Source organism: Desulfovibrio biadhensis, from assembly GCF_055388615.1.
Map to the genome: position 1 here is coordinate 2,998,104 of NZ_AP042477.1, position 23,990 is coordinate 3,022,093.

Below are 23,990 nucleotides of genomic sequence, written 5' to 3' on the forward strand. Positions count from 1 at the left end.
AAGGAGAATACCAGACAATGGCTGTGAAAATCAGACTGACTCGGATGGGGTCTAAAAAGCGCCCGTTTTACCGTATCGTGGCGATTAATTCGGAAACCAGAAGGGATGGCCGTGCACTCGACTTCCTGGGTTACTACAACCCCATGGTCAACCCTGTAGAGATTAAACTGGACAACGAGAAGCTCAACAGCTGGCTCGAGCAAGGCGCACAGCCTTCTGACACAATTAAGTCCCTGCTGCGCCAGATTAAGAAGGCCTAGCTATCTGCTTCCGAAAAGGCACGCCGCGTCTTCGCAGGAACGGGTCGACATACGCTCGAACTCACCTCGATAATGACCGGAGGTTCCCATGCTGAAAGACTTGATCGAATACATTGCCAAATCGCTTGTGGACAATCCCGACGCGGTGCATGTCACGGAAGTGGAAGGCGAGCAGACCTCTGTGCTGGAATTGAAGGTAGCCAAGGAGGACCTGGGCAAGGTCATTGGCAAGCAGGGCAGGACGGCGCGCGCCATGCGCACCATCCTCGGCGCTGCTTCCACAAAGGCCAAAAAACGCTCGGTCCTGGAAATCCTCGAGTAGGTGGTCGTCACTACAATGGCCACTGAAGTGCTTGTCTGCGTAGGACGTGTGGCCAGACCGCATGGAATACGCGGCGACCTGGTTACTGATCTGGACCTGGAGGACCCTTTCTTTCTGCTCGACGCCGGGCAGGTGAGCCTGTTCACCCCCCGGCAATGGCAGGAAGTGGAAAAAGGGCGTGCGCCTGGACTGCCAACGCACAAGCTGCGAAGCCTGCGTGAACATAAGGGACGCGTGCTGTTGCAACTTGAAGGGGTAGACGATCGCAACGCCGCAGAAGAGCTGCGCGGCCGTCTACTCTGCATTCCTGAGGATGCCTTTCCACCGCTCGAGGAGGGCGAAGTCTACTGCCACGATCTTGTGGGATGTGCGGCTTTGCTTGAAGACGGGCGGTTTCTTGGAAACATTCAGGAAGTGCAGTTTCCCACACCGGAGCAGGAAATCTGGGCCATATTGACGGCCGACGGCAAGGAAGTGCTCTTACCGGCGCATCCTGAAACCGTATTGGACATTGACCTCGCGGCGCAGACGGTGCGCATCGCCCCTCCTGAGGGATTGCTGGACTTGTATCTCGGGGGGTGATTCCCGTCCCCGGCCCGCATGACGCTGCACACGGGGCCGCACATCAGGGGCTGGAGATGCGTTTTACCGTACTTACGCTTTTTCCTGAGTTTTTCGACTCTCCATTTTCTTGCGCTTTGCTTGGCAAAGCGCGGGATGCAGGCGTGGTGCGTTTGGAATGTGTTGATCCACGCACCTTTACTGAAGACAGGCACCGCACCGTGGACGATCGCCCTTATGGTGGTGGGCCGGGCATGGTGATGCTGGCCGAGCCTTTGAAAAAGGCGTTGGACAGCGTGGAAAAGCCGGGCCGCATTTTGCTCATGGCTCCCAGCGGTCGCCCCTTCAATCAGGAGATGGCCAGGGAGCTAGCTCAGGAAGAAGAGGGTGTGACGCTGATTTGCGGGCGCTATGAAGGTGTGGACGCCAGAGTGCTGGAGCAGTATCCGGTGGAGCCTGTTTCGGTGGGGGATTTTGTCCTGGGCGGCGGCGAGGCTGCAGCCCTTTGCGTCATCGAAGCAGTGGGCCGTTTACGTGAAGGTTTCATGGGGCACGCCGATTCCGGCGAGGAGGAGAGCTTCTCGGCCGGATTACTGGAATACCCCCATTATACAAGGCCTGAGGTCTGGGAAGGGATCGAGGTACCAGAGGTCTTGCGCAGCGGCGACCATGGCCGGATCGCTGCATGGCGCAGAGAGCAGGGGCTGCAACTGACCCTGGAGAGACGCCCGGATTTGCTGGGTGAAGCGCCTCTGGACGAGACGGACGTGACAACCCTGCGCGGACTGCGCCAGACGGGCTCCTGCGCCAGGTTGGGGCGCAATCTGTACCTGGCCCTGACCCACTATCCCGTGCTGGATGGTCAGAAAAAAATGGCCGCGACCTCTTTGACAAACCTTGACCTGCATGATATAGCCCGCTGTTCCCGTGCCTATGATTTAGGTGGTGCTTTCATTCTCACGCCACTGGAAGATCAGCAGGCTCTGGCCCGGGAGCTGTTACAGCACTGGACAGAAGGTCCTGGTTGTAAAAGCAACCCCGAAAGGGGGCGCGCTCTCGAGGGCATAAGGGTTCTGCCCCTGATTGAAGACGCCGTGAAAGCGGTGCGTGAGGAAACAGGAGCAACACCCAAGGTGGTTGCCACCACTGCTGCCATGCGTGGCAGCCTAACGCCCGGAAGCATCCGGAAGATGCTTGGGCGCGAACCTGTTTTGCTCCTTTTGGGCACTGGGCATGGTTTGGCTCCACAGGTGCTGCAGGCGGCAGACGGGACAATGAGGCCGATTCGCCCTCTGAGCGAATACAACCATCTTCCGGTACGCGCCGCAGCCGCAATATACTGCGACCGTGTCCTTGGTGATTGTCTCTGACACAAAGGCATGACGGAAGACGGAACGAGACGTACGGTTGGCGGCGAGACGAGACGTACAGAGAAATTTTAAATGTTATGCGCAAACGCAGGTGCAATCCGTGCAGGTCGTTTGCAGATACTACTCCCCAGGAGGGCAGCCATGAACGTTATTCGCAAAATCGAGCGCGAACAGATGCGCATGGATATTCCCAAGTTCAAGACCGGCGACACCGTGAAGGTGCACCTGCGGATCATTGAAGGCGAAAAGGAACGCATCCAGGTTTTTCAGGGCGCTGTAATGCGCATTCATCGCGGCACCACCAACGCCACGTTTACCGTCCGCAAGATTTCCAGCGGCATCGGTGTTGAGCGCATTTTCCCCTTCCACTCTCCGTTCATCGAACGCGTTGAACTGGTTACCGAAGGTAAGGTCCGCCGTAGCCGTCTTTACTACCTGCGTGGTCTCAAGGGTAAAGCCGCCAAGATCAAGACCAAGAATCAGTGGTCCTAGGGGCCGGCTATGGCCGGTACCGGCGGCAAGGCCACTGGAAAACGGAAACCGAAACGTAAACAGCAGCAGGGGCAACTGCTCCAGCTCTCCTCGGATGCGTTTTGGCGTAATTTTCCCACGCCTTTTGCGGGTGTCGATGAAGCCGGTCGGGGATGCCTGGCCGGCCCGGTCGCCGCGGCGGCTGTCATTTTGCCGGAATCGTTTGATCTGCCAAAGCTCAATGATTCCAAGCTGCTGACTCCTGATGCCCGAGCCGTGCTGGAACCGGCCATCAAATCCCAGGCTCTGGCCTGGAGTGTGGCCCTTTCCTGGCCGCAGGAAATAGACCGCATAAATATTCTGCAAGCCTCACTCACGGCCATGTGCCGTGCAGTGGGGCATTTGCGTTTGTCCCCCGCCTTTCTTGCCGTGGATGGGAATCAGGAATTGCCCATGCCCTGTGAACAGCGCACTGTCATTGGGGGAGATTCCCGCGTTCCGGCCATCGCGGCTGCTTCCATTCTGGCCAAAACATTTCGCGACAGATTGCTTACCTCCCTGGACAAACGCTATCCAGGTTATGGTTTTGCCGGCCATAAAGGCTACGCCACCCGTGAGCATTACGCTGCTTTGAAGCGTTTGGGGCCGTGTCGTATGCACCGCATGACGTTTCGCGGCGTTGCGCCTGAACCCCCCAGAACAGCCTCAGAGCAAGGAGTCCTGGACCTGTGCCCCCCCGGCACCTGATTACCGGACAAGGGGGCGAGCACGCCGCTGCCGCTTTCCTCAAAAAAAGCGGCTTGCGCATCCTGCAACGCAACTGGAGGCAGGGGCGCATGGAGCTTGACCTGGTGTGCGCTGATCCGGCAACTGAACCTGAAACACTGGTATTTGTCGAAGTCCGCACGAGAAAGCAGGGAGGCAGAGCTACCCCGGCCCAGACCGTGGGTAAAAGCAAACGGCAGAGCCTCAGTCGCGCAGCCAGCCTGTATCTTTCCGCTTACGGTCTGTGGGAGCGCCCATGCCGCTTTGACCTAGTCAGTGTGACTGCAAGCGAAAACGGTTTTTCAGTGGAGCACGTGCCCAATGCCTTCGACGCTTCCGGGTCTCTGGGTGGTGGCAACACCGCTTGGCAACCCTGGTGACATGACCCCCCGGGCCAAAGAGGCCCTTGAACAGGCAGACCTGGTGCTGGCGGAAGACACGCGCCGCGCCGGCCTGTTGTGCAGCCGTCTTGGCATTAGCGTATCCCGGCTGCAGAGTTTTCACGAACACAATGAAGAGAAAAAGCTGCCACAGGTATTGGAGCAGCTCGGTCAAGGCGTGCGTATCGCCATTATGACGGACGCCGGCACCCCGCTGGTGGCTGATCCCGGCTATCACCTGGTGCGGGCTTGCCGCGCCGCCGGGCTCCCTGTAACGCCCTTGCCAGGGGCAAGCGCCGTGACAACGGCCCTGATGGCAGCCGGGATTCCTCCGTATCCATATACCTTTCTTGGGTTCCCTCCGCGCAAAGGAGGGGAGCGCCGCGCGCTTTTTGCGCAATATGCCGGCATTGGCTGCACCCTGGTTTTTTATGAACGCAAGGACCGGGTCTGGCAGGCTCTGGATGATGCCTGGGAAGTGCTGGGATCTCGCGAGTTTTGTATAGCGCGTGAATTGACCAAGACCCATGAGGAGTTTATCTTGGGCAGGTTGGAAGAGCGCAAGGAACTGGAACGCGAGCTTCTGGGGGAAGTCACTGTCTTGCTCGGGCCACCCGACAAGAGCGGCGCAGACACGCAAGAAAACGTACTGCGAATATTGCAAGAAGAGCAGGAAATCGGCGGCGCCCCAAAAGAGATAGCAAAGCGCGTGAAAGAGCGTGTGCAAGGGTGGAGCGTGAAGCAGATTTACGCCTTGCAGCAGCGCGGATGACATTTGATGACCACACTGGGCGAAACGGGCTGGAATGGATAATCCTCTTAATTTCAAGACGCTTTTGAACTGCTTTTTGCGAAGCTACCTGGTTGGCTCTGCCTTCAACACCAGGGGTATGCAAAACGTGGGGCTTATCTTTTGCCTGGAACCCGGTTTGCGGCGCATCTATCCGGATTTGCGGCAGCGACTGGCCGCGCGCAAGCGCTATATGAAGCACTACAATACGCATTTGTTCTGGACCCCTTTGCTGCTGGGCGTGTTTTTGTCATTCGAGGACAAGGTTGCGCGGGGACTCTTGTCCTCGTCCGTGCTGGAAGGGGTGAAAAACACCACCATTTATACGCTTTCCGCCATTGGTGATTCGGTTTTCGCGGGCAGTCTCCTGGTGTTCTGGTCGTTGATCTCTATCTTGCTGGCTCTTTTGGGGCAGATTCATCTTGTTGTGGCCTGGATGGTGCTCTGGTTCGTGATGCTGCATGTCTTCAAGCTCGCGACATTTGCCATGGGGTACCGGGAAGGGTTGAGATTCCTCTTGCGACTGAAGCGCTGGAACCTTATAAACTGGGGCCAGCGGCTCAAGGCCGTAAACGCCTTGCTTTTGTCCATCGTACTGTACCTGGTCTGGCCTGGTCAGGCAGGGTCCTATATGTGGCTGCTGGGCGTTGGCGGACTGGCAATCGGCGCCTGGTTGGTGTACAGGGCGACCCTTTCCAGAGAAGTCGTTGCGATTATCCTGCTGGCATTCTATAGTGTCCTGCCTGCCATGGATGTGGTTTAAAATACGCTGTTGGCGGGCAGCTGATTTTTTGTCTTCAAGCGGTGGAAGACGCGGGGAAACGCCCGGAAGGCAGCACGTACAAGTGCGCCGCTGTTGCTGGATTGTCGCGTCCCATGAGTCGTTTTGAGATGCGATGCTGCACCGGCTCTGTACATATGCATCTTAATCGCGCAGAAAATGACTGGCACGGCGCGATCCTAAAAAATTAATAGAGAAGTGCTGTTGTTTTGCGTACTTCAGTCAAGATATGCACAGGAAACTGACATGACGGTGGAAAACGAGGAAATAAACGCAGAATTGCTCACGGCAACACTGCAGGTCCACGTGAGCAATGAACTCGGCCTGCATGCACGCCCTGCGGGAAAAATCGCCCAGGAGGCGCAAAAATTCTCCTCCAAGATTTATCTTGCTGTGGGAGAGCAGCAGGTTGATGCAAAAAGCATTTTGGATATCCTGACCCTGGCTGCAGGGCGCGGATGTGAACTGCATATTTCCGCCGAGGGCAACGATGCCCAACAGGCTGTCGAACACCTGGCGGCACTGGTCAAAAAGAGGTTTGGAGAGGAGAAGTAGTGGCTCCCAGGGTGCTCACCGGCATACCCGTCTCAGCCGGCGTCTCGATAGGCAAGGCTTTTTTTCTCAACCGCCATCGCTTTCATCAGATTCCCCGGCAGACGATTGCACAGGAACTCGTTACAACCGAGGTGGAACGGTTGCGCCTTGCGTTTGAAGAGGAGCAGTCAGAACTTGCCGCCGCCCGTGACAAGGTGCCGCCGGAGCTGAAGGAACACGCCGCAATCATAGACACCCATTTGCTCATCAGTCAGGACCCCAGGCTCTTTAATGAAGCACGCAAGGTCGTGGAGGAAATGGGCATTACGGCTGAATGGGCCTTGGAAAAGGTTGTCGGAGAGATTGAAAAAGCCTTCAGCTCCATTGATGACCCCTACATCCGTGACCGCATTCAGGACGTGAACCTTGTGGCCCAGCGCGTGCAAAACCGTTTGGCCAGCCAGAGTCACGTGGATGAACGCTCCAAGCACGCCATCAAAGCCATACAGGGGCGTGTGGTGCTTATGGCCCACGACCTTTCGCCAGCCGACACCATAGACATCGAAGTTTCCAAAATAATGTCCTTTGCCACGGTGCAAGGGGGTAAAACCTCGCATACAGGCATCCTGGCCCGTTCTCTGCAAATTCCTGCGCTGGTAGGCGTGCAGGACCTGGAGGAAACCGTTAGCGACGGCGATCTCGTCGTGGTGGACGGCCTCAAGGGAAAGCTCATTATCGACCCGGACGAGGAGCAGCTCGCCTACTACTCCGATCTCAAATATCAGTTCGAGGCGTACCACGTTTCGATCATGCGGGACTGCCACCTACCCGGCGAAACCATAGACGGGTACCGTCTGGGCGTGATGGCGAACATAGAGCTTTTTGAGGAAGTCACCTCTGTTTTGGACAACGGGGGCGAGGGAGTGGGCCTTTACCGCACTGAGTATTCCTTCATGAACCGGAAGGAAGTGCCCACGGAAGAGGAACTTTACGAAGAGTATCGCGACATGGCGCAGATACTCTCGCCGCGGCGGGTTGTGCTGCGGACCCTTGACCTCGGGGCGGACAAGCTGGCCCTGAACATGGAGCACGAAAAGGAGATCAACCCCGCCCTCGGGCTGCGGGCGATCCGTTTTTGCCTGCACCATGAAGATATTTTCAAGCGCCAGCTTCGGGCCATTGTGCGCGCGAGCGCTTCGGGCAACGTGGCGGTCATGTTTCCCATGATCTCTGGCCTGAAGGAACTGCGCCAGGCAAAAGCACTGCTGCGGGAAGTGCAGCGGGAACTGCACAGTGAAGGGCATGCTTTCAATCCTGATTTGCCTGTGGGCATTATGATCGAGCTGCCTTCCGCAGTGATGATCTCTGAAATGCTGGCCAAGGAAGTCGATTTCTTTTCCATTGGCACCAATGATCTGATTCAGTATTCCCTGGGCATAGACCGCACCAACAGCTATGTTTCCTATCTCTACCAGCCCCTGCACCCCGCGATAGTGCGGAGCATCAAACACGTGGTGGACGCTGCGCACCAGGCCGGCATCGCGGTGAGCGTGTGCGGTGAATTGGCTTCAGATCCCTTTTGCGTGCCGATTCTCATGGGGATGAAGATCGATTCCATCTCCATAACGCCCCAGGCCATACCTGGCATCAAGCGTGTGATACGCCAGACCACCATGACCGAGTGCATGAACCTGCTCAAGAACGTGTTGGGCTGCAAAACGGTTGCAACTATCAACCGTCATGTGAAAGAATCCATATTCCGCCGTTTTCCGGAAGAACTCTCATTTTACGCCTCGCTCCTGGACCAGGACGACGGTTTTTAACCCAGGTTCCATACGCCACACATGTGCGCTAAAAATAAAAAATCCGAAAACCTCATCGCCCAGAACAAAAAGGCCAGGCACGATTATGAAATTCTTGATCGTCTTGAGGCTGGTCTTGTGCTGCAGGGCTCAGAGGTAAAAAGTCTGCGGGAAGGGAAAGCCAGCTTCAAGGATGGGTATGTCCGTTTTTCCAATGGCGAAGCCTGGCTGATAGGAGTGCATATTGCGCCGTATGAAAATGCCGGCCCTGTGGGCCATGGCGGCCATGACCCGGAGCGCCCCCGTAAATTGCTGTTGCATGGCGGCGAGATAGATATGCTGACTGCCAAGGCCGAGCAAAAGGGATTAAGCGTTATACCCATGAAGCTTTATTTCGCCCGCGGCAAAGTCAAAGTGGAGCTCGGCATTGGCAAGGGCAAAAAGAACTATGACCGCCGGGACGATCTCAAACGCCGTGCCGTTGAGCGGGAACTCGCACGCGAACTCAAATAATGCGTAGCCGGCTCCGGAAGCAGAGGAGCATGTCTCTTTTCGTGCGCCCTTTTTTTGGGCAACATCATGACGATCTCCATACAGTCGCAAGGCCATGACTGATTCTCTCAGCAAGTCCCAGCGCGCCTTTTTGCGCCGCCTTTTCGGTCGTCAAGACTGTCTGCTCGAATCCCAACAGGTGTATCCTTACGGGGCGGATGCCAGCAGACAGCACGCAGCGCCACTGGCTGTGGTGCGGCCACAAAACCTTGAACAGTGCCGTGAGCTTATGGCCTGGGCGCAACGCGAAGACATGCCCATATATCCCAGGGGGCGCGCAACCAATGTTGTGGGCGCCTGCGTGCCGCACCCTCCTGGTGTGGTGGTCTCCACCCTGAAGCTGAATCGCATCATCGAGATTGATCCTGATGATTTTGTGGCGGTTGTGGAGCCCGGCGTTGTCACCAATGATATTCAGACCGCCGCTGCCGCCCAAAAGCTATTTTACCCCCCGGACCCGGCGAGCGTGCGCTCTTCCTCCATCGGGGGCAATGTTGCCACCTGCGCCGGCGGTATGCGCGCCCTGAAATATGGCGTGACGCGAGAATACGTTTTGGGGCTGGAAGCCGTACTGCCTGGAGGGCGTGTCATCACCCCTGGCGGGCGCACCCACAAGAATGTGGTCGGCCTGGACCTTGTGCGATTACTTGTTGGTTCTGAAGGCTCCCTGGCGCTGACCACAAAGATCACGCTCAAGCTGTTGCCGCTGCCCGAGAGCACTGCCTCTCTTCTTGTCGGCTGCGCAAGCCTCGATACATGCCTGGCCGTTGCCAAATCCGTCTTTGCCGCCGGCATCCTGCCTACAGCCATGGAGCTCATGGCTGCGGAGGTGCTCACCGCCATAGCCAATGTCACCACCGTTCCCTGGCCGAACAGTGTGCAGGCTGCGCTGTTGCTCAAGCTTGACGGCGCTGTGGAAACCCTGCCCCCTGCCATGCGGCGTCTGCGTGAGATAGTAGAGCGCCACTCCCCGGAGTTTCTTGCAGAAGGTGCGGGCGCAGTAGAGGAAGAACTTTGGGAATTGCGCCGGCTTATCAACCCGGCCTCTTACAGCCTGGCCCCGGACAAGATGAGTGATGACGTGACTGTTCCCCGTGGCACGGTGGTCCAGGCCATAAAAGGTGTTCAGGAAATTGCGCGTAGTCACGGACTGATAATTCTCGTTTTCGGGCACTTGGGCGATGGCAACCTGCATGTGAACATCATGTACGACGCCACTCTCCAACAAAAAGAAGCCCTTGCCGCCAAACAGGAAGTCCACTCCCTTGTGCTTTCGCTGCGTGGCTCACTTTCCGGAGAGCATGGCGTGGGCACCAGTAAAAAGCCCTATGTTGGGCAGCAGCTTGGTCAGGAGCAGATCAATCTCATGCGCCAGATAAAGGCGGCCTTCGACCCCACAGGCATTATGAACCCGGGCAAAGGATTCTGAAAGAACGCCATTTGAACGGTAGACAATATCTGGGGCGGGAAAAGAAACAGTCGGGACGCAATCCCGGCTTTTTTTATTTGGCAGGCAGACAGCGTTTGGATTTAGCGGGCCATGCCGGCAAAATTTTGCGCAGGCAGGGGGCAAAAGTAGCCTGAAGGGTGTGCGTGCAGGCGATCCTTCAGGGGGGCGTGCACGGCATGCGAGCACATCCCGCTATTGAGGGCGTTGATCAGATCGGTTCTACTGCGCACATGGGTGTGAAAACGGGTGGGCGCACGCCCCAGCTCTGACAGTGTATGGGCGTCACTGCCGGCAGTGCTGTGCAGTTTGTGCTGGATACTGCGCATTTCCCATTCTCCAGCGCGTTCGTTTTCTTTGGTGGTATTGCGGCCATTGACGCGTTCTACGGCAGCCAGCAACCCGTTGGCGGCCAGCGTAGCGTCTGCAGGGCGCAATGAGCGGCAGGGGTGCGCGGCAACGGCTGCGCCACCGGCTTTGTGAACCAGTTGCAGCATTTCCATTGCTGGCAATCCTGGTCGCAGGCTTTCAAAAGGCCCAAAAATAAGGAAATCGCCCTGCGCGGTTGCGTACTCCATGCCAATGAGCACCAGCAGTCCGTCAGATTGCAGACCTTCCGTCACGTCGAAACGTGCGTCCATGCAGTCGTGGTCAGTAATACAGACGCCGTCCAGCCCCAGGCCTCGTGCGTGGGACAGAATATCAGCCATCCCCAAACAACTGCAGGGAGATATGCTGGAATGGACATGAAGATCGATGAGCATAGCCAGAATATATGCCGGCAGCATGCTTATGACAAATTGAAAGCTTCTATGTTGCAGTGACGAATGTATCAGGAAGCAGACTATATATGATTTGAAATGCTGATGGTAACACAAAAGAAAAACCGTACATGACTGGGAATAAGTTTTCCGTTATATTTCAAGCACGAGGTAAAACATGCCAAGCAAGTGCTTGCTTTTGTTGCTGGATGGTCTGGGAGACAGGGCCCATGCTGCCCTTGGCGGCACAACACCGCTCATGGCCGCGCCGACACCCACCTTTGACGCCCTTGCGACCATGGGTGGTAATGGGCTGTATCATGCCGGACTTGTGGGGCAGGCCATGCCCAGTGAACTTGCCCATTTTTTGATGTTCGGGTTCCCCGAGTCTGCATTTCCTGGCCGTGGTGCGCTGGAGGCCATGGGAGCAGGCATTGCGTTGCGCCCACTGGTGGATGACGCCGGGGGCGATGTCTCTATAATGGCGCGATTCGTATGCGCCCAGGATGTTGATGGCGCCATGCAGCTCGTTGCGGATACTCCCGGGGACGTCACTGACGACGAGACGGCCACTCTTGCCGCTGTGCTCCCTGCCTTGGAGCTGGATGGCTTGCGTTTTGAGCATTGCCACATCAAGGGATTGCATGGAGTGTTGTTGCTGCGCTCCCTGGAGGAGAATCTGCCCCCCAGCCCGGATGTGACGGACGTGAATCCCATCCGCAATGGGGCCATGCTTATTGCGCCGCGCCCTTTTGCCGATGCCAGGGCTCCAGGAGCCGCCAGCCGCAGTGCGGATGCGCTGCAATCATATCTCCGTCGCGCGTATGCAATTTTGGATGCCCACCCTGTGAATCAGGAGCGCCGGAGGAAAGGGCTGTTGCCCATGAATTTTCTGGCAACCCAAAGGGCAGGGCAGGCGCGCCCCCTGCTTGGTTTCAGACAGCGCCATGGCCTGCATGCGGCGTGTATTGCCACGGGCAGCATGTTCAAAGGGCTGGCCAGCTATGTGGGCATGGATTTTATCAAAGGGCATGAAGCACCTGACCCCGGCGCTGAGCTGGCCGGCAGGCTGGAGCAGGCCGAGCAGGCCTTGCAGCGCTATGATTTTGTGCATTTGCATACCAAAAGACCCGATGTGGCTGCCCATACCAAAGACTGCCTGCACAAACGCGACGTTATAGCCTCGCTGGACAAAGGCGCCGGCAAGCTGCTGGAAATGGTCAATGACCCTGATCTATTGCTTGTGGTTACGGCGGATCACTCCACCCCCAGTTCCGGAGCGCTTATTCATTCCGGGGAGCCTGTTCCCTTGCTGTTGTGTGGCGAAGGCGTACGCCGCGACGATGTGGCGCGTTTTGATGAGGTTGCCGCCGCTGCCGGGTGCTTTGGCTTGCTCAGGGGGGCTGAACTCATGCTTTTGGTGCTCAATTATCTGGACAGGGCCCGGCTTATGGGACTGCGAGACAGTCCTGAAGGGTTTGCCGCCACACCTTCCTGGCCAGGCACTTATGAACCTTTTACCTTGGACTGAGGTCTCCCATGGTTTCCCGGCATCCGACAGGCGTGATTCACGGTCGTTTTCAGATTTTGCACAACGATCATTTACGTTATCTGCTGGCAGGTAAAGAACGCTGTGAACACCTGGTCGTCGGGGTAACAAACCCTGACCCTTCGTTGACGCGAAGCGAAAGCGCCGACGCAAAGCGGGATGCTGCGGCCGCCAACCCTCTTACCTACTGGGAGCGCCAGTGGATGGTGCGAGAAGCGCTGCGTGAAGCTGGTCTGGCCTGGGAGGCGTTCAGTGTAGTGCCTTTGCCCGTGAATATCCCAGAGCTTTACTGCCATTACGTGCCAATGGACGCCGTGTTTTTTTTGACCATTTACGATGACTGGGGGCGTGCCAAGCAGCAGCGCTTTAAGGAGCTTGGGCTGAACGTAGAGGTTATGTGGGAGCGCCCTTTGTCTGAAAAGGGAATTAGTGGCGTGGATGTGCGCCAGGCCATGATACAGGGGGGAGACTGGCGCGCCATGGTGCCTGCAAGTGTAGCGCACCTGGCAGATGTATGGGGACTGCCTGAAAGGTTGCGGCTGAATTGCTAAAAAAAACTATAAAAAATACTGATTGGTATTGCCTAAATCTATCCAAAAAAATCATTTCAGAGCATGTCGCACAGGGTGCTATCGTTCGCGCTATTTGAAAACCCATACCGAGGGAGCACATTATGGCGGAAGCACCTTACAAGGAAATGTGGGAAAAGCTGAATATGGACATCGACGCCCATGACGGGTTGCTCGAGGTTCTCGGCAAATTTTATGGCGACATCTATCTTTCACAGCAGGGGCGCTTACAGGGCGCGGAATACCTGGACTTTGTCCTGTCCGAGGTCCATGGCCTGCGCATCAAGGAACTGCAGGACGCCAAGGCCCAAGGCCGGAAAATCATCGGAAGCTTTTGCGTTTTCGTGCCCGAAGAATTGACCCTGGCAGTCGATGCCATACAGGTGGGTCTCTGCGCAGGGGCTGACGCAGGCAAGGAAGCGGCTGAAACATTGGTGCCGCGGAATACTTGCGCCCTCATCAAGTCCTTCGTCGGGTTCAAACTGGCGAAAATATGTCCTTTTACAGAAAGCTGCGACCTCATCGTAGGCGAGACAACCTGCGACGGAAAAAAGAAAACGTACGAGGCGTTTGGCGAGTATGTGAATATGTACGTGATGGAAGTGCCGCAGCAGAAGAATGCTTCTGACCGCGACATGTTGCGTGCCGAGATGGTGCGCTACAAGGAAAAGCTGGAAGAACTCACTGGGAAGACCATCACGGTCGAGGACCTCAAGCAGGGCATTGCCACCGTCAATGGCAAGCGCAAGGCTATCCAGCGCTTGAACAAGCTGCGCAAGGCGGAACCCGCGCCCATTTCCGGAAGAGACGCTTTGCTGATCAACCAGATCAGTTTTTATGAGGATCCTGTGCGCTTTACCGCCAAGATCAATGAGCTGTGCGACGAGATGGAAGGCCGCATCGCCAATGGCGAAGGTGTGGCTCCAAAGGGCACGCCGCGGTTGTTGCTGGCCGGGTGCCCCATGGCCGTGCCCAACTGGAAGCTGCCCTATGTAGTGGAGAGTTCGGGCGCTGTGGTGGTTGGTGAGGAATCCTGCATCGGCACGCGCAATATTCGGGATCTGGTGGATGAAGACGCTGTGGCCAAGGCAAGCACTCTTGACGAGCTCATCGATCTTTTGACCGATCGCTACATGAAAATCGACTGCGCCTGCTTTACGCCCAATGACGAACGCCTGGAAAACGTCACCGCCCTTGCCAAGGAGCTGGACGCCGCTGGTGTGATCCACTACGCGCTGCTTTTCTGCCAGCCCTACTCGCATGAGGCCTTCAAGGTGGACAAGGCCTTGCAGCAGGCAGGCGTGCCCATGCTGGCCATAGAGACCGACTACAGCATGGAAGACGTGGAACAGCTCAAGACGCGCATTGAAGCTTTTGTGGAGACATTGAAATAGTGAAGAACACATTCGCGGGGCTCGACATCGGTTCGCGCTCCATCGAACTGGTACTCTATGGGGAGGGCAGGGTTCTGGAGAGTCGGCGTTTGCCGACGACCTTCAACCCTGCCTCCCAATGTCGTTTGCTTTTGGATGGAGACAAGCCGACCCGGCTGGTCGCCACAGGCTATGGCCGTGGGCTCATGGAGCGTCTTGCCGGAGAGTTTGGCCTGGAAGGCACTGTGGAGAGCATCACCGAGATCAAAGCCCATGCATTGGGTGCGACCCATCTTTTTCCGGAGGCGCGCACCGTGCTGGATATTGGTGGGCAGGACACCAAGGCCATTTCCATTCTCCAGAACGGCAGGGTCGGCAAATTCGAAATGAACGACCGTTGCGCTGCGGGAACAGGGAAATTCCTGGAGTATACTGCCGGAGTCTTTCAGATTCCAGTGGAGGAATTTGGGGATTATGCCTTGCAGGGCGACAAGGCGCCCGTGATAAACAGCATGTGCACTGTCTTTGCCGAGACCGAAGCCACTTCGCTGATGGCCCAGGGCATATTGCCGGAAAATATCGCTCTTGGGCTGCACGAGGCCATTGTGAAGCGCACCGTGAACATGCTTTCCCGCGTGGGGCTGGTGTATCCCCTGGTGTTTGCCGGCGGCGTTGCGCACAATCCTTGCGTGCGTTCGCTGCTTGAAGCACGCTTGGGCACGGGGGAAGGCAAGGAAATGCTGGTGCCTGAAAATCCTGACATGAACGGCGCCCTTGGCGCTGCCCTTTGGGCTGCAAAAGAATAGGGCGTTCTGCGCAAAGATGCTCAAACGGCCGGGGACAGGAGTCTCCGGCCGTTTTTTTAATTTCTGCCCTGCCAGGGGGAAGCTATTGATGTAGGATTCCCTGCTCAGCTTCCGAGGGGGGTGCGATGGTATCGTAAATTGCATCTGCCGCCATAAGGATGTCGACAGGCGGATCATAGCCGATGATCTCGGCGGTTTTCAGATTCAAGGCGATGGAAGGCGGCGATTCCAGAATCATGTTCAGGTCTGCAGGGTGGGCGCCGGCAAATATACGGGTTACGGCGTCCGCCACGAACTGCCCTTCAAAGTCAAAGCCATCGTGGGCCATGCTCGCCAGCACGCCTCTACGAACTTCATCCGGCCCCATCATGGAAAAGGTGGGGATTCGGTGCTCCAGAAGCGGCGCCAGCGCGTCGGGCAACACCTCTGGTGTCAGCCCCCGGTGGGCGGTGATGTAGACCGCATCCACCACAGGGGCAAGTTCCTTGTAACAAGTGACGACCTGCTTCGAGGATGCAGCAATGGGAACATCATTGAAGGCGGCATAGCAGGGAATAACGTCGAACCCCACATCCTGCGCAACCTGCTTTACTTCATTAAAGCCAGCGTAGGTGAGTCCTTCAGGACTGTCTTCCATGACGATGCCCAGTCGCTTGAACGTGTCCATGTCATGGAAGAGCCGGATTTGCGCCGCAAAGCTGCCGGGTTGGAGCACTGCAAAGATGTGGGACGCTCCATTTTTGCCGCCTGGGGGCACAATGTCGGCGGACTCCGGATCAGATGCGGCAGCCACAACCACGGGGACGGAATGCCCCTTTGTCAGGTCTTGTCCGGCCCAGGTGCCCATGGCCAGCACCAGGTCGATGTCTCCCTGGTGGATGCGGGCCAGGAGCTTTTCTCGCGTTGTATCCCGCAGGGCAGTATTGAAATCGCCAGAGGTGAAGTAGGCGTCGGCCACGAGTTCCACGTAATCGCTTTGCACGTTTGCAGAAAGCCACTGCCAGAGTGCGCGGTGATCTTCTGGAGAAAGGGGCGAGGTCGCCAACGCATTATCGGTGCTCGGAATCTCCACGTGCAGCCAGCCGCGGCGCTCCAACCCTTTGAGGGTGGCGATCAGCGTCAAGCGGTAGTCGGGATACTGACCGCCCTCGTAATATGCGATGCGCCATTTGGAACCATCCGGCCTGGTATGGGGCGCCAGCTTCTGCGCGGCTTCAGTGGAAGCATCTGTCTGTTGGGCTTGGGCCGCGGCGGAAAAAGGCATGAGCAGGCAGCAAAGCGCAATAAAGGCGATGGCGCTGGGGAAGAGATGCCGGGTCATGAAGATGCCCTCCCGTTGAAACGCAGACACAGCATGGTGATGTCGTCGGACTGTTTTGCACCGGCTACATGATCCTGCACGTCGGCAAGGATGCGATTCACGATGGATTCCGGCGATTGCGCCGCAATGGATTGCACCGTGCGCAACAGGCGATCTTCCGTGTACATTTCCTCCGCTTCATTCATGGCTTCGGTAACACCGTCCGTATAAAGCAGGAGGGTGTCTCCAGGCTGCAGTTCCAAACGCAGCGGTTCATAGTCCAATCCTTCTATGGCGCCGGCAATGGGGCCGCTGATGGCCGGGACGGTGCGTGCTTCACCATTTTGGATGAGTACGGGCGGGTTGTGCCCTGCATTGGCGTATTCCACCACGCCGTTCCCCAGGTCCATGACAGCAACAAGCAAGGTGACGAACAGGGTTTTGGGATTTTCCCTGGCCAGCTCTTCATTGAGCGTGTGCATCATTACGGCGGGCTGCGGATTCTGGAGTGCTGTTGTACGGATCAATGTCTGGGTAACGGCCATGAACAGGGCGGCAGGCACGCCTTTGTCCGAAACATCACCAAGTCCAAAACAGAGCCGTCCGTCATCAAGGGGGAAAAAGTCGTAGAGATCGCCCCCTACTTCCTTGGCTGGTTGTAGAAAGGCGTGGAGTGTAATGGCAGGGCATTCCGGCAGAGGCGGTTCACCTTTGGGCAACAGGCCCATCTGTATTTCTCTGGCAATGGCGAGTTCGCTTTCTATGCGTTCCTTGGCTGCCGTGATGTTCATGAGGCCGACAATATTTTCACGCAGTGAAGCTTCCATAAAGATGAAGGCGCTTGCCAGCCGTCCCACTTCGTCCCGGTATTGCTGGGGAAGGTCTGCAATGGCTGGTGGGCCAGGATTTGGGGCTGTGAAATCTTCTTCCGGAATGGATTTGGCATAGGTGGCCAGTCGCGACAAAGGGCGCGAAAGCCGGGATGAAAAGGCCAGAGCAACGAGCATGGCCAACACCAAAACTCCGGCGATGATAAAACCCTGATTACGTATAAGTTCTCGTGCGGGGCGTGCTACTTCACGTTTGGGGGCGGCAGTGGCGATAAAAATGTCCAGCGGTTCGAACAGGGTGATGAGAGACTCCATGGCAATGGCGTTCTGGCCATCAGATGACGGGAGCTCCCAACTGATGGGGGCTGTTTCACCCCTTTGCCCGGCGCGTACCAGTTGCTGCATCAAGGGAAGACCGTCCGCGGTTGCCGCCTGGAGCCTGCCGGCATATTGCGCCGGCGGGCTTATAAGCACTTTGCCTCTGGAGTTGAACAAAAACGCGAATCCGCTTTCCGCAATGCGGACCTTGGGGATGTTGTCTTTTAAAACGTCAATGATTTCAAGACGTTTATGGGCGATTATATCTTCCACATCACCAATGAACGCCGCCACCCCGACCAGCCAGTTCCATTCGGGAACAGGCACAAAATTGGCGTATTGTTTGACGGTTTCATTGCGCTGCGGATGAATGAAACGAAAGATGGCGAAGCTGCTGCCAAAACGTCGGATATCATCCCGGGCCGCCTTGATAAGAGGGCGCCCTTTGATGTCCTGCAGCGAGGAAAGGTCCTTGCCGATCAGGTCCTTGTCTGGATGGTAGAGGGTGCGCCCCTTGCCATCAACAACAAAGCAGTAGACGCCATCGGTTTGCAAACCAGCAAGCCAGGCCAGGGCCATTTTCTGGGCCTGCTCTGCATCCAGGGTGCCCTGGCGGGTCATGTCCCGGTAGGGCGAAAGACCGGCAAGCACCATGCCGGAGATGTGGGCTATGCTCCGTTTGACGTCCTGGACTGCATCTACCTTGTCGACAAGCATGGTTTGCCAGCGTCCCTGAAGATTGAGCTTCAAAAGTTCGAGGACGTTGTGGGCAGAGCGCTGCTCCACGGAAACCATGGCCTTTTCCACATCCTGCTTGGAAAAAAACATGACCCCGGCTGCGACCATTGCCAGAATGCAGAGGACCAGGAGGAATATTTTGTTGCGAAGCGAGTGCACGTTTCGATCCCTTTTGTGATGTAGCAGAGAGTACCAACCCTACCCACCAAGTTGTTTACAAGGGTATGACATAATGTCGCTGGATGAAAGCGAAACCTGTTTGGAGTTGTCTGGCTTGTATTGCCCCAAAGCGTGGATTGGGCTAGAGAGTAACGGGGTGCAGCAGCGACGTTACATCTATGCTGCCCAACGGGAACGAGAAATACATGACATCCAAGACCGGCATACTTGTGGCCGCCTTTGGTTCCAGCAATCCAAAGGCGCATCAGACCCTCTGGCAGTTCGACCAGCAAATCCGGGAACGATTTCCAGGGGTGCCTGTTCGCTGGGCCTTCACGTCAGGCGTTATCCGTCGGCGTTTGGCCGGAGAAGGCAAAAAGACAGACTCTGTTGTAAAGGCCTTGGAAAAAATGCGTTTCGAGCGCTACACCCATGTGGCTGTCCAATCATTGCACGTTATTCCAGGGCGGGAGTTTACAGAATTGCAGGCGCAGGCGCAGGGATTTCGTCTTGACGCCGCGACCATTGATCCGGACTCGGGCCAGGGAATGGTAGATGGCTTTGAGCGTATAGTGGTTGGGCTGCCGTTGATGGCGACGGCTGCAGATGTGGATCGGACCGCTGCCGCGGTTGTGCGCCACATTCCGGAGGAACGCTCTGCTGATGAAGCCGTGGTGCTTATGGGGCATGGTACTTGGCACGAGGGCGACGCCATGTATCAGCATCTTTCTGATGCAGTGCGCAAGTATGACAAAGAAATATATATCGGCACCATGGATGGTGTTGGCGCTGTGGAAGACATTGCAGAGGAGCTGGCCAGACAGGGAACGCCCCGCGCGTGGCTGATGCCGCTTCTGGCGGTTGTTGGCGCGCATGCCCTGCGGGATATGTCGGGCGAGCATGCAGAATCCTGGAAATCGGTCATTGAGAGAAAAGGTGTGCCCTGTACTCCCGTGCTGGCCAGCGCGGCTGAACGCGAAAGGTTCGTGGCCATCTGGATGGATCACCTGGGGCAAGCCATGGCGCAACTCAATGAGTAGGTCGTTTTAGCGCCGTTCCCCCTCATTTCAGCGTCTTTGTTGCACGCCCTCTTTTCCTGGCTTCCCCCAGCCTGACGGAATGGCTGATTTGTCATCTCCAAACTGCAGGCGATTCATTTTTCAGGCGTATCGCTCTCGTTATGTTCTGCATCAAAGGTGGTGCAAAGCTGCTCCAGCCAGTCCTGAATTGCTTCTTGATAATCACGGGCCAGAAGGTCGGCGCCGCACACCGTGCAGCGGATGCGGGAGGCGCTTCAGCGTCCTTGAATGACAGCCTCGTTTCCGCAGAGCGGGCATGGAAAGGTATTGTCGGGGGTCATTTTTCCTCGCTGGCGGCAGGCTGCTCACAGATTACAAGCGTGTGTGTTGCGGCGAAGGACGTAAGGCCGGAAATCAGGGGCGCGGCAGTTCCACCCAGACCTCGGTGCCTGTCTCTTCGCTGCTTGCAAAGCCTATGCTGCCGCCCTGTACTTCGGCCATCAGCTTAGCGGAGTAGGTGCCAAGACCTGTGCCCCCTTGCTTGCCGCTGGTGACATACTTTTCGAAAAAGTGGTTTTGTATGTCTTTAGGGACAGCGCCCTGGTTGTGTATGGTTATGCGCAAGCGTTTATCGCACGGAGTTATCTCTATGCAGAGCTTTTCGCCCCTTGGTGATGCCTCAATTGCATTGTTCACCAAGTTGTGGAGCATGGAGTAGCTGAGCAGTTCCTCGCCGAGAATTGCAGTTACGTGCTCTGTTTTTTCCTGTGTGAAAAGACGCACGGAGGGAATAATCCTTTTTGAGGTCAGACTGTCTTTCACTTCGAAGAGAATCTTCTCAAGGATTTTCAGGATGTCGACACAACTGGGTTTCAATGTGTAGGTGCCGGTCTCGATCTTGTAGAGGTCGAAGGACAGGTTGATCATATTCAACATGGTATAGCTGGCGTTGCGAATGACCCGGACGATTTTACTTTGCTCTTCGTTGAGGGCAGATGGTTCCTGCAGCAGGACATCCGGCAGTCCCAGCATGGCGGCGAGCGGGTTTTTCAGGTCGTGGCGCGTAATGCGCTCAACGTCTTCGCGCAAGGCGTCCATTTTGCGACGGGACGTGATATCGCGCGCGGTGCTGAGAATTGCAGGTTCGCCATCAAGCTCCAACTGCCGGGCCTTCACTTCTACAGGCACCAGTGAACCATCCCGGGCGTTGAGTTCAGCCTCAAAAGATATGACTTCGTCATTGTTCACTATGTCGCAGAGATACTGCGCATAGGTCTCTTTTGGCATACTCGCAAAAAGCTCAGTGGAATCAATTCCCTTGATATCCCTTTTTTCGTATCCCAGTACTTTTTCTATTTGCTGGTTGCCATCTTGTATTATTCCATTCTTGTCCATCACAATAATGATGTCGGCAGCCAGGTCGAACAGATTGCGAAACTTGATTTCAGACAAACGCAAGGCTCTCTCGGCGTTCTTGCGCTCCGTTACGTCCAAAATAATTTGATAAAGCAGCGTTTGCCCGTGCAGTTCGATGGGTGCGGAATGGATTTCCACATCGCGCATTTCACCACTGGCCAGACGGTGTCTGTCTTCAAAGATGTTTTTTGTTTCGTTTGCTGCAAGCTGCAAGGCGGCGGCGGATTCTCTCGTCTCCATGCCATTGAGATGCCGGATGTTCAGACGCAGCAATTGAGGGTAGGGGTAGCCATAAAAATAACAACCAGCAGTGTTGACGTCTACGATGGCGCCAGATTCCGGGTCGACAATGAGCTTGACGGCGCGCATTTTCTCGAAAATAGCGCGGTACATGGCTTCACGTTCCCGTATTTCCCGCTCGGCCTTGCGCCGCTCCTCAACCTCGTTCAGCGCATGGTTGCGCATGGCAATGTATTGCTCCAGACGATGGTTGATCTCCGTAACGTCCTGCAGCGTGAACAAGGCACGGAAACCATCATCCGTAAGCACAGCACTGACCTGGGTATTCTGCATGCGCATGTTTCCCCCCGGTAAAGGGGCGGGGATGATGAAGCGGTGCAGCTGCGCAGAAAACATGGTGGGAGGGCCGCCTGTAAAAATATCGTCAAGCCGGGTGGTTATCTTAGACTGCGTAATCTGGGGATAAAATTCCCGGATATCTTTGTCACAAATGGCGTCGCGTTTCATCCCTGTCCAGGTTTCAATACACTTGTTCCAGAAAAGAACGCGGTACTGCCTATCCAGGACAAAAGCCCCCATAGGGATAAAATCTAATAATTCAAATGATTGAAGCATTTTTTTAAAGGGGAATAGCAGTTACCATTTATGGTGGCGATAATAGGCAGTCACGTTAATCTGCATAAGAAAGCTTGGCTACATCAGTGCCATATCTCTTGCAAATAGACCAGAATGAAAGTGGGGAACTGGTGGATTTACACAAAGAAAAACATATACCTGTGAAAGACAATGAAGCAATAGCCAGACAGGACCTTTTTTGCGACTGCAATAAGGCCATGGAGGTTCTCTTTTTCAAAAGGCTGCAGTTGCCATGCTCCTACTTTATATGGGTAGGAAACAAGGTTTCTAGATCTCAAAAAAAAGGCTGCAGATAGATTGGCTCCTTGCCTGGTTCATCACGTAAGGGAGCGTGCGCAGCCTTTTGGGCCGTTTTTTCGTTCACAGGCTTGTTGCGATGCTGGGGCACCAGAGTGTAGCCGAGTTCTTCGGCCATGTGGTGCAGCGGTGATGCATCGTTGGTTACGCGCATCAGCTCCAAAAGGGTTTCCACCCCGAGCTTTGCTCCTTTGTCATAAGGATTGAGTTCCCTGAGCAGCGTCGGATAGGGTTTTTGGATTTTCGCTGCAACTGCCTTCAGCGGCAGGCTGCAGTTCATAACCATTTCCTGTACGACTTTCGTTACCGACATCATGGCATGCTCCGTCATGCTTTGGCGCTTGTACTTCTTGCGCTCGTCCCCCAGAAATCGCTGCTATTTGTTCTGCTGATAACTTGCAGCGAGGTCAATCGGCTTTTTTTACACTTCTACGCTAAGCCAATTTAGGAAGATGGCACAATCAGAAGAACCTTTAGATTTCGGTAAAGAAATCTTTATGGTGCTGTCGAAAAGCAAGGAGAGGGGAGAAAAGCATGCTGGAAAGACATAGAGAAAAAATGTATATAGAGAATATGAATCGCATGCAACGTATTATACTTATGGGGGCGGCTTTGCTGATCATGTTCATGATCGTCTTTCCGCCCACCATGGTTGTTATGGACGATGGGACAACGTATGCCGGTTACCGTTTTCTCTTTTCGCTTACCGGTGTGCTCATGGTTGCCTGGGGGCAGCTTCTGGTACAGATCGTGGCCATTACTCTTGTGGCCATACTCCTTGTGTTTGCCATACGGGAACGTTGAAACTCTCTTTGCTCAGCGTTGTAGAATCGGCAACAACACTTTCCACAGTTGTGTCTTGTCCAGAGCCAGCCACAGTTTGCGACGCAGATAAATGCTCGTGGTGTCCTCTGGGTGCTTGCCGGGCGTAACCTTACTTGTGTCCAGATCATAGCCAAAGGACGCGGCAAGGGAACCGGTGATCGTCGTGATGACTTCCTCTTGATAGGGCGTAAGTATCTTTTTCCAGTAATCCACAGATTTGGTATCAATCCCAGCTTGCCTTTGAACCCCGATGTTGGACGTTTTCACATTGCCAAAGGAGCCCAGGCTGTTCTCAACGGCCCCCTCTGAAAGAGGCGTCAGGCCCAGGAAATCATATACTTTTGCAATTTCATGTGCGGGGTTGGCGACGACATCCTCATACCGCAGCAAAATGCTGTCGGCAGGGTAAGCATCTACAAGGTCCCTGATGTATCTATTGTGCATCGTCCATGATGTCGCCGCACTCATGGTTGCGCGGTGAACATTGATATCCTTGTTCTCTCTTTTTGCCACTTTGAAGGCAGAAGCAGCATTGGCGCGAGGGTCACGCACAATGCACACAAATTTTGCTTGCGGAAACCACCTTTTCAACTTGCGAAAAAAGAACATATGGTTGTTGGTCTTTTCCACCCATATACGGGGCGCCTGGTTGGAATCCCCCTGCAAGGCATACTGGGTGTAAGCAATGAAACGCAAGAGGTCTGCCGGGTCCATCTTTTTCAACAGTTTGGAAAAGTAATCGCTGCATGCAGTAAAGATTTCCTGCTTGTCCTGAGGAGGTAGCCATTCCCTCACTTGCGTTGCAAGGAACAGGCGATGCAGCATCTTTTTTGGCAGGATATGGCGATAACGCCAAAAATGGCTGATAAAATAGGAGTTTTTATGCAGCTTCAGCGTTTCAGGATGCAGGTCCACCATGTTGTTCAACATGGTTGTTCCCGCCCTGTTGTTGCCAAAAAGGAAAACAGGTTGGGAGTTTGCCGAAAAAGATGAAAATGCTGCTTTTATGTCGTTTTGTTCATTCATGATTTTCTTTAAAAACAAAAGTAAAAAACAAGTTAGGTAAGTGCGGCTAGTGTGGTATGAAATAGCTATCAGTCGAAACAGGCGGCTGCAACG

The 23,990-nt window shown here is 55.4% G+C and carries 25 protein-coding genes; 19 read left to right on the forward strand and 6 right to left on the reverse strand.

All coding sequences use genetic code 11. From position 1 onward, the window contains the following. Positions 1-17 precede the first annotated feature (17 nt). The 13 genes from rpsP (at position 18) to ACZ5EH_RS12970 (ending at position 10,017) form a co-directional block, all read left to right on the forward strand. A complete protein-coding gene (rpsP, locus tag ACZ5EH_RS12910) occupies positions 18-260 on the forward strand; it encodes a 30S ribosomal protein S16 (protein WP_464274288.1) in 243 nt (80 codons plus the stop codon). 88 nt (positions 261-348) lie between these two features. Next, positions 349-582: a KH domain-containing protein gene (locus ACZ5EH_RS12915; protein ID WP_464274289.1), complete on the forward strand. Its 234-nt coding sequence runs from the start codon at positions 349-351 to the stop codon at positions 580-582. Positions 583-597: 15 nt separating this feature from the next. Beyond that, a complete protein-coding gene (gene rimM / locus ACZ5EH_RS12920) occupies positions 598-1,164 on the forward strand; it encodes a ribosome maturation factor RimM (protein ID WP_464274290.1) in 567 nt (188 codons plus the stop codon). Positions 1,165-1,220: 56 nt separating this feature from the next. Continuing rightward, positions 1,221-2,513 carry a tRNA (guanosine(37)-N1)-methyltransferase TrmD gene (trmD, locus tag ACZ5EH_RS12925; protein WP_464274291.1) on the forward strand — a complete coding sequence of 431 codons (1,293 nt, stop codon included), beginning with the start codon at positions 1,221-1,223 and terminating at the stop codon, positions 2,511-2,513. Positions 2,514-2,654: 141 nt separating this feature from the next. Then, positions 2,655-3,005: a 50S ribosomal protein L19 gene (rplS, locus tag ACZ5EH_RS12930; protein ID WP_464274292.1), complete on the forward strand. Its 351-nt coding sequence runs from the start codon at positions 2,655-2,657 to the stop codon at positions 3,003-3,005. Between the two features lie 9 nt (positions 3,006-3,014). Then, complete coding sequence (locus ACZ5EH_RS12935; protein WP_464274293.1) at positions 3,015-3,731, forward strand: ribonuclease HII; 717 nt, start codon at positions 3,015-3,017, stop codon at positions 3,729-3,731. Next, a complete protein-coding gene (locus ACZ5EH_RS12940) occupies positions 3,713-4,129 on the forward strand; it encodes a YraN family protein (protein WP_464274294.1) in 417 nt (138 codons plus the stop codon). The genes ACZ5EH_RS12935 and ACZ5EH_RS12940 overlap by 19 nt, the downstream gene beginning before the upstream one ends. Next, positions 4,071-4,901, forward strand: coding sequence for a 16S rRNA (cytidine(1402)-2'-O)-methyltransferase (gene rsmI, locus ACZ5EH_RS12945; protein ID WP_464274295.1), 831 nt, complete (start codon positions 4,071-4,073; stop codon positions 4,899-4,901). The genes ACZ5EH_RS12940 and rsmI overlap by 59 nt, the downstream gene beginning before the upstream one ends. A 34-nt stretch (positions 4,902-4,935) precedes the next feature. Then, on the forward strand, positions 4,936-5,682 hold the full coding sequence (locus ACZ5EH_RS12950; protein ID WP_464274296.1) for a PTS system mannose/fructose/sorbose family transporter subunit IID: 747 nt from the start codon (positions 4,936-4,938) through the stop codon (positions 5,680-5,682). Positions 5,683-5,946: 264 nt separating this feature from the next. After that, positions 5,947-6,255 carry an HPr family phosphocarrier protein gene (locus ACZ5EH_RS12955; RefSeq protein ID WP_464274297.1) on the forward strand — a complete coding sequence of 103 codons (309 nt, stop codon included), beginning with the start codon at positions 5,947-5,949 and terminating at the stop codon, positions 6,253-6,255. Next, the gene (ptsP, locus tag ACZ5EH_RS12960; protein ID WP_464274298.1) at positions 6,255-8,057 is read left to right on the forward strand and encodes a phosphoenolpyruvate--protein phosphotransferase; all 1,803 of its coding nucleotides are present in this window, start codon (positions 6,255-6,257) and stop codon (positions 8,055-8,057) included. Before ACZ5EH_RS12955 ends, ptsP begins: the two co-directional genes overlap by 1 nt. A 21-nt stretch (positions 8,058-8,078) precedes the next feature. Next, positions 8,079-8,549: an SsrA-binding protein SmpB gene (gene smpB / locus ACZ5EH_RS12965; RefSeq protein WP_464274299.1), complete on the forward strand. Its 471-nt coding sequence runs from the start codon at positions 8,079-8,081 to the stop codon at positions 8,547-8,549. A gap of 94 nt (positions 8,550-8,643) precedes the next feature. Beyond that, the gene (locus tag ACZ5EH_RS12970) at positions 8,644-10,017 is read left to right on the forward strand and encodes an FAD-binding oxidoreductase (protein WP_464274300.1); all 1,374 of its coding nucleotides are present in this window, start codon (positions 8,644-8,646) and stop codon (positions 10,015-10,017) included. A 101-nt stretch (positions 10,018-10,118) separates the two neighbouring features. On the opposite strand, the gene ACZ5EH_RS12975 is transcribed toward ACZ5EH_RS12970, so the two are convergent. Further along, entirely contained in the window at positions 10,119-10,823 is a 705-nt protein-coding gene (locus tag ACZ5EH_RS12975) for a PHP domain-containing protein (RefSeq protein WP_464274301.1), read from the reverse strand. A 151-nt stretch (positions 10,824-10,974) separates the two neighbouring features. Between ACZ5EH_RS12975 and ACZ5EH_RS12980 the strand changes: the two genes are divergently transcribed. From ACZ5EH_RS12980 to ACZ5EH_RS12995, 4 genes are all read left to right on the forward strand, one after another. After that, positions 10,975-12,327 (forward strand): alkaline phosphatase family protein, encoded by a 1,353-nt coding sequence (locus ACZ5EH_RS12980; RefSeq protein ID WP_464274302.1) that lies wholly within the window; start codon positions 10,975-10,977, stop codon positions 12,325-12,327. Positions 12,328-12,335: 8 nt separating this feature from the next. Continuing rightward, the gene (locus ACZ5EH_RS12985) at positions 12,336-12,896 is read left to right on the forward strand and encodes a nicotinate-nucleotide adenylyltransferase (RefSeq protein ID WP_464274303.1); all 561 of its coding nucleotides are present in this window, start codon (positions 12,336-12,338) and stop codon (positions 12,894-12,896) included. Between the two features lie 122 nt (positions 12,897-13,018). After that, positions 13,019-14,308 carry a double-cubane-cluster-containing anaerobic reductase gene (locus tag ACZ5EH_RS12990; RefSeq protein ID WP_464274304.1) on the forward strand — a complete coding sequence of 430 codons (1,290 nt, stop codon included), beginning with the start codon at positions 13,019-13,021 and terminating at the stop codon, positions 14,306-14,308. After that, positions 14,308-15,093 carry an acyl-CoA dehydratase activase gene (locus ACZ5EH_RS12995; protein WP_464274305.1) on the forward strand — a complete coding sequence of 262 codons (786 nt, stop codon included), beginning with the start codon at positions 14,308-14,310 and terminating at the stop codon, positions 15,091-15,093. Before ACZ5EH_RS12990 ends, ACZ5EH_RS12995 begins: the two co-directional genes overlap by 1 nt. 82 nt (positions 15,094-15,175) lie before the next feature. Here ACZ5EH_RS12995 and ACZ5EH_RS13000 read toward each other — a convergent pair whose 3' ends face one another. After that, positions 15,176-16,414, reverse strand: coding sequence for an ABC transporter substrate binding protein (locus ACZ5EH_RS13000; protein ID WP_464274306.1), 1,239 nt, complete (start codon positions 16,412-16,414; stop codon positions 15,176-15,178). Next, positions 16,411-18,438 (reverse strand): SpoIIE family protein phosphatase, encoded by a 2,028-nt coding sequence (locus tag ACZ5EH_RS13005; protein WP_464274307.1) that lies wholly within the window; start codon positions 18,436-18,438, stop codon positions 16,411-16,413. The genes ACZ5EH_RS13000 and ACZ5EH_RS13005 overlap by 4 nt, the downstream gene beginning before the upstream one ends. Before the next feature lie 206 nt (positions 18,439-18,644). On the opposite strand from ACZ5EH_RS13005, the gene ACZ5EH_RS13010 reads away from it, so the two are divergent. Further along, positions 18,645-19,478 carry a sirohydrochlorin cobaltochelatase gene (locus ACZ5EH_RS13010; protein WP_464274308.1) on the forward strand — a complete coding sequence of 278 codons (834 nt, stop codon included), beginning with the start codon at positions 18,645-18,647 and terminating at the stop codon, positions 19,476-19,478. Between the two features lie 393 nt (positions 19,479-19,871). Here the strand turns inward: ACZ5EH_RS13010 and ACZ5EH_RS13015 are convergent, their stop codons facing one another. Continuing rightward, the gene (locus tag ACZ5EH_RS13015) at positions 19,872-21,728 is read right to left on the reverse strand and encodes a PAS domain-containing protein (protein WP_464274309.1); all 1,857 of its coding nucleotides are present in this window, start codon (positions 21,726-21,728) and stop codon (positions 19,872-19,874) included. Between the two features lie 295 nt (positions 21,729-22,023). Then, complete coding sequence (locus ACZ5EH_RS13020) at positions 22,024-22,362, reverse strand: phage regulatory CII family protein (protein ID WP_464274310.1); 339 nt, start codon at positions 22,360-22,362, stop codon at positions 22,024-22,026. A 218-nt stretch (positions 22,363-22,580) separates the two neighbouring features. On the opposite strand from ACZ5EH_RS13020, the gene ACZ5EH_RS13025 reads away from it, so the two are divergent. Next, positions 22,581-22,850 (forward strand): hypothetical protein, encoded by a 270-nt coding sequence (locus ACZ5EH_RS13025; protein ID WP_464274311.1) that lies wholly within the window; start codon positions 22,581-22,583, stop codon positions 22,848-22,850. Between the two features lie 12 nt (positions 22,851-22,862). On the opposite strand, the gene ACZ5EH_RS13030 is transcribed toward ACZ5EH_RS13025, so the two are convergent. Continuing rightward, positions 22,863-23,897, reverse strand: coding sequence for a sulfotransferase family protein (locus tag ACZ5EH_RS13030; RefSeq protein WP_464274312.1), 1,035 nt, complete (start codon positions 23,895-23,897; stop codon positions 22,863-22,865). Between the last annotated feature and the right edge of the window lie 93 nt (positions 23,898-23,990).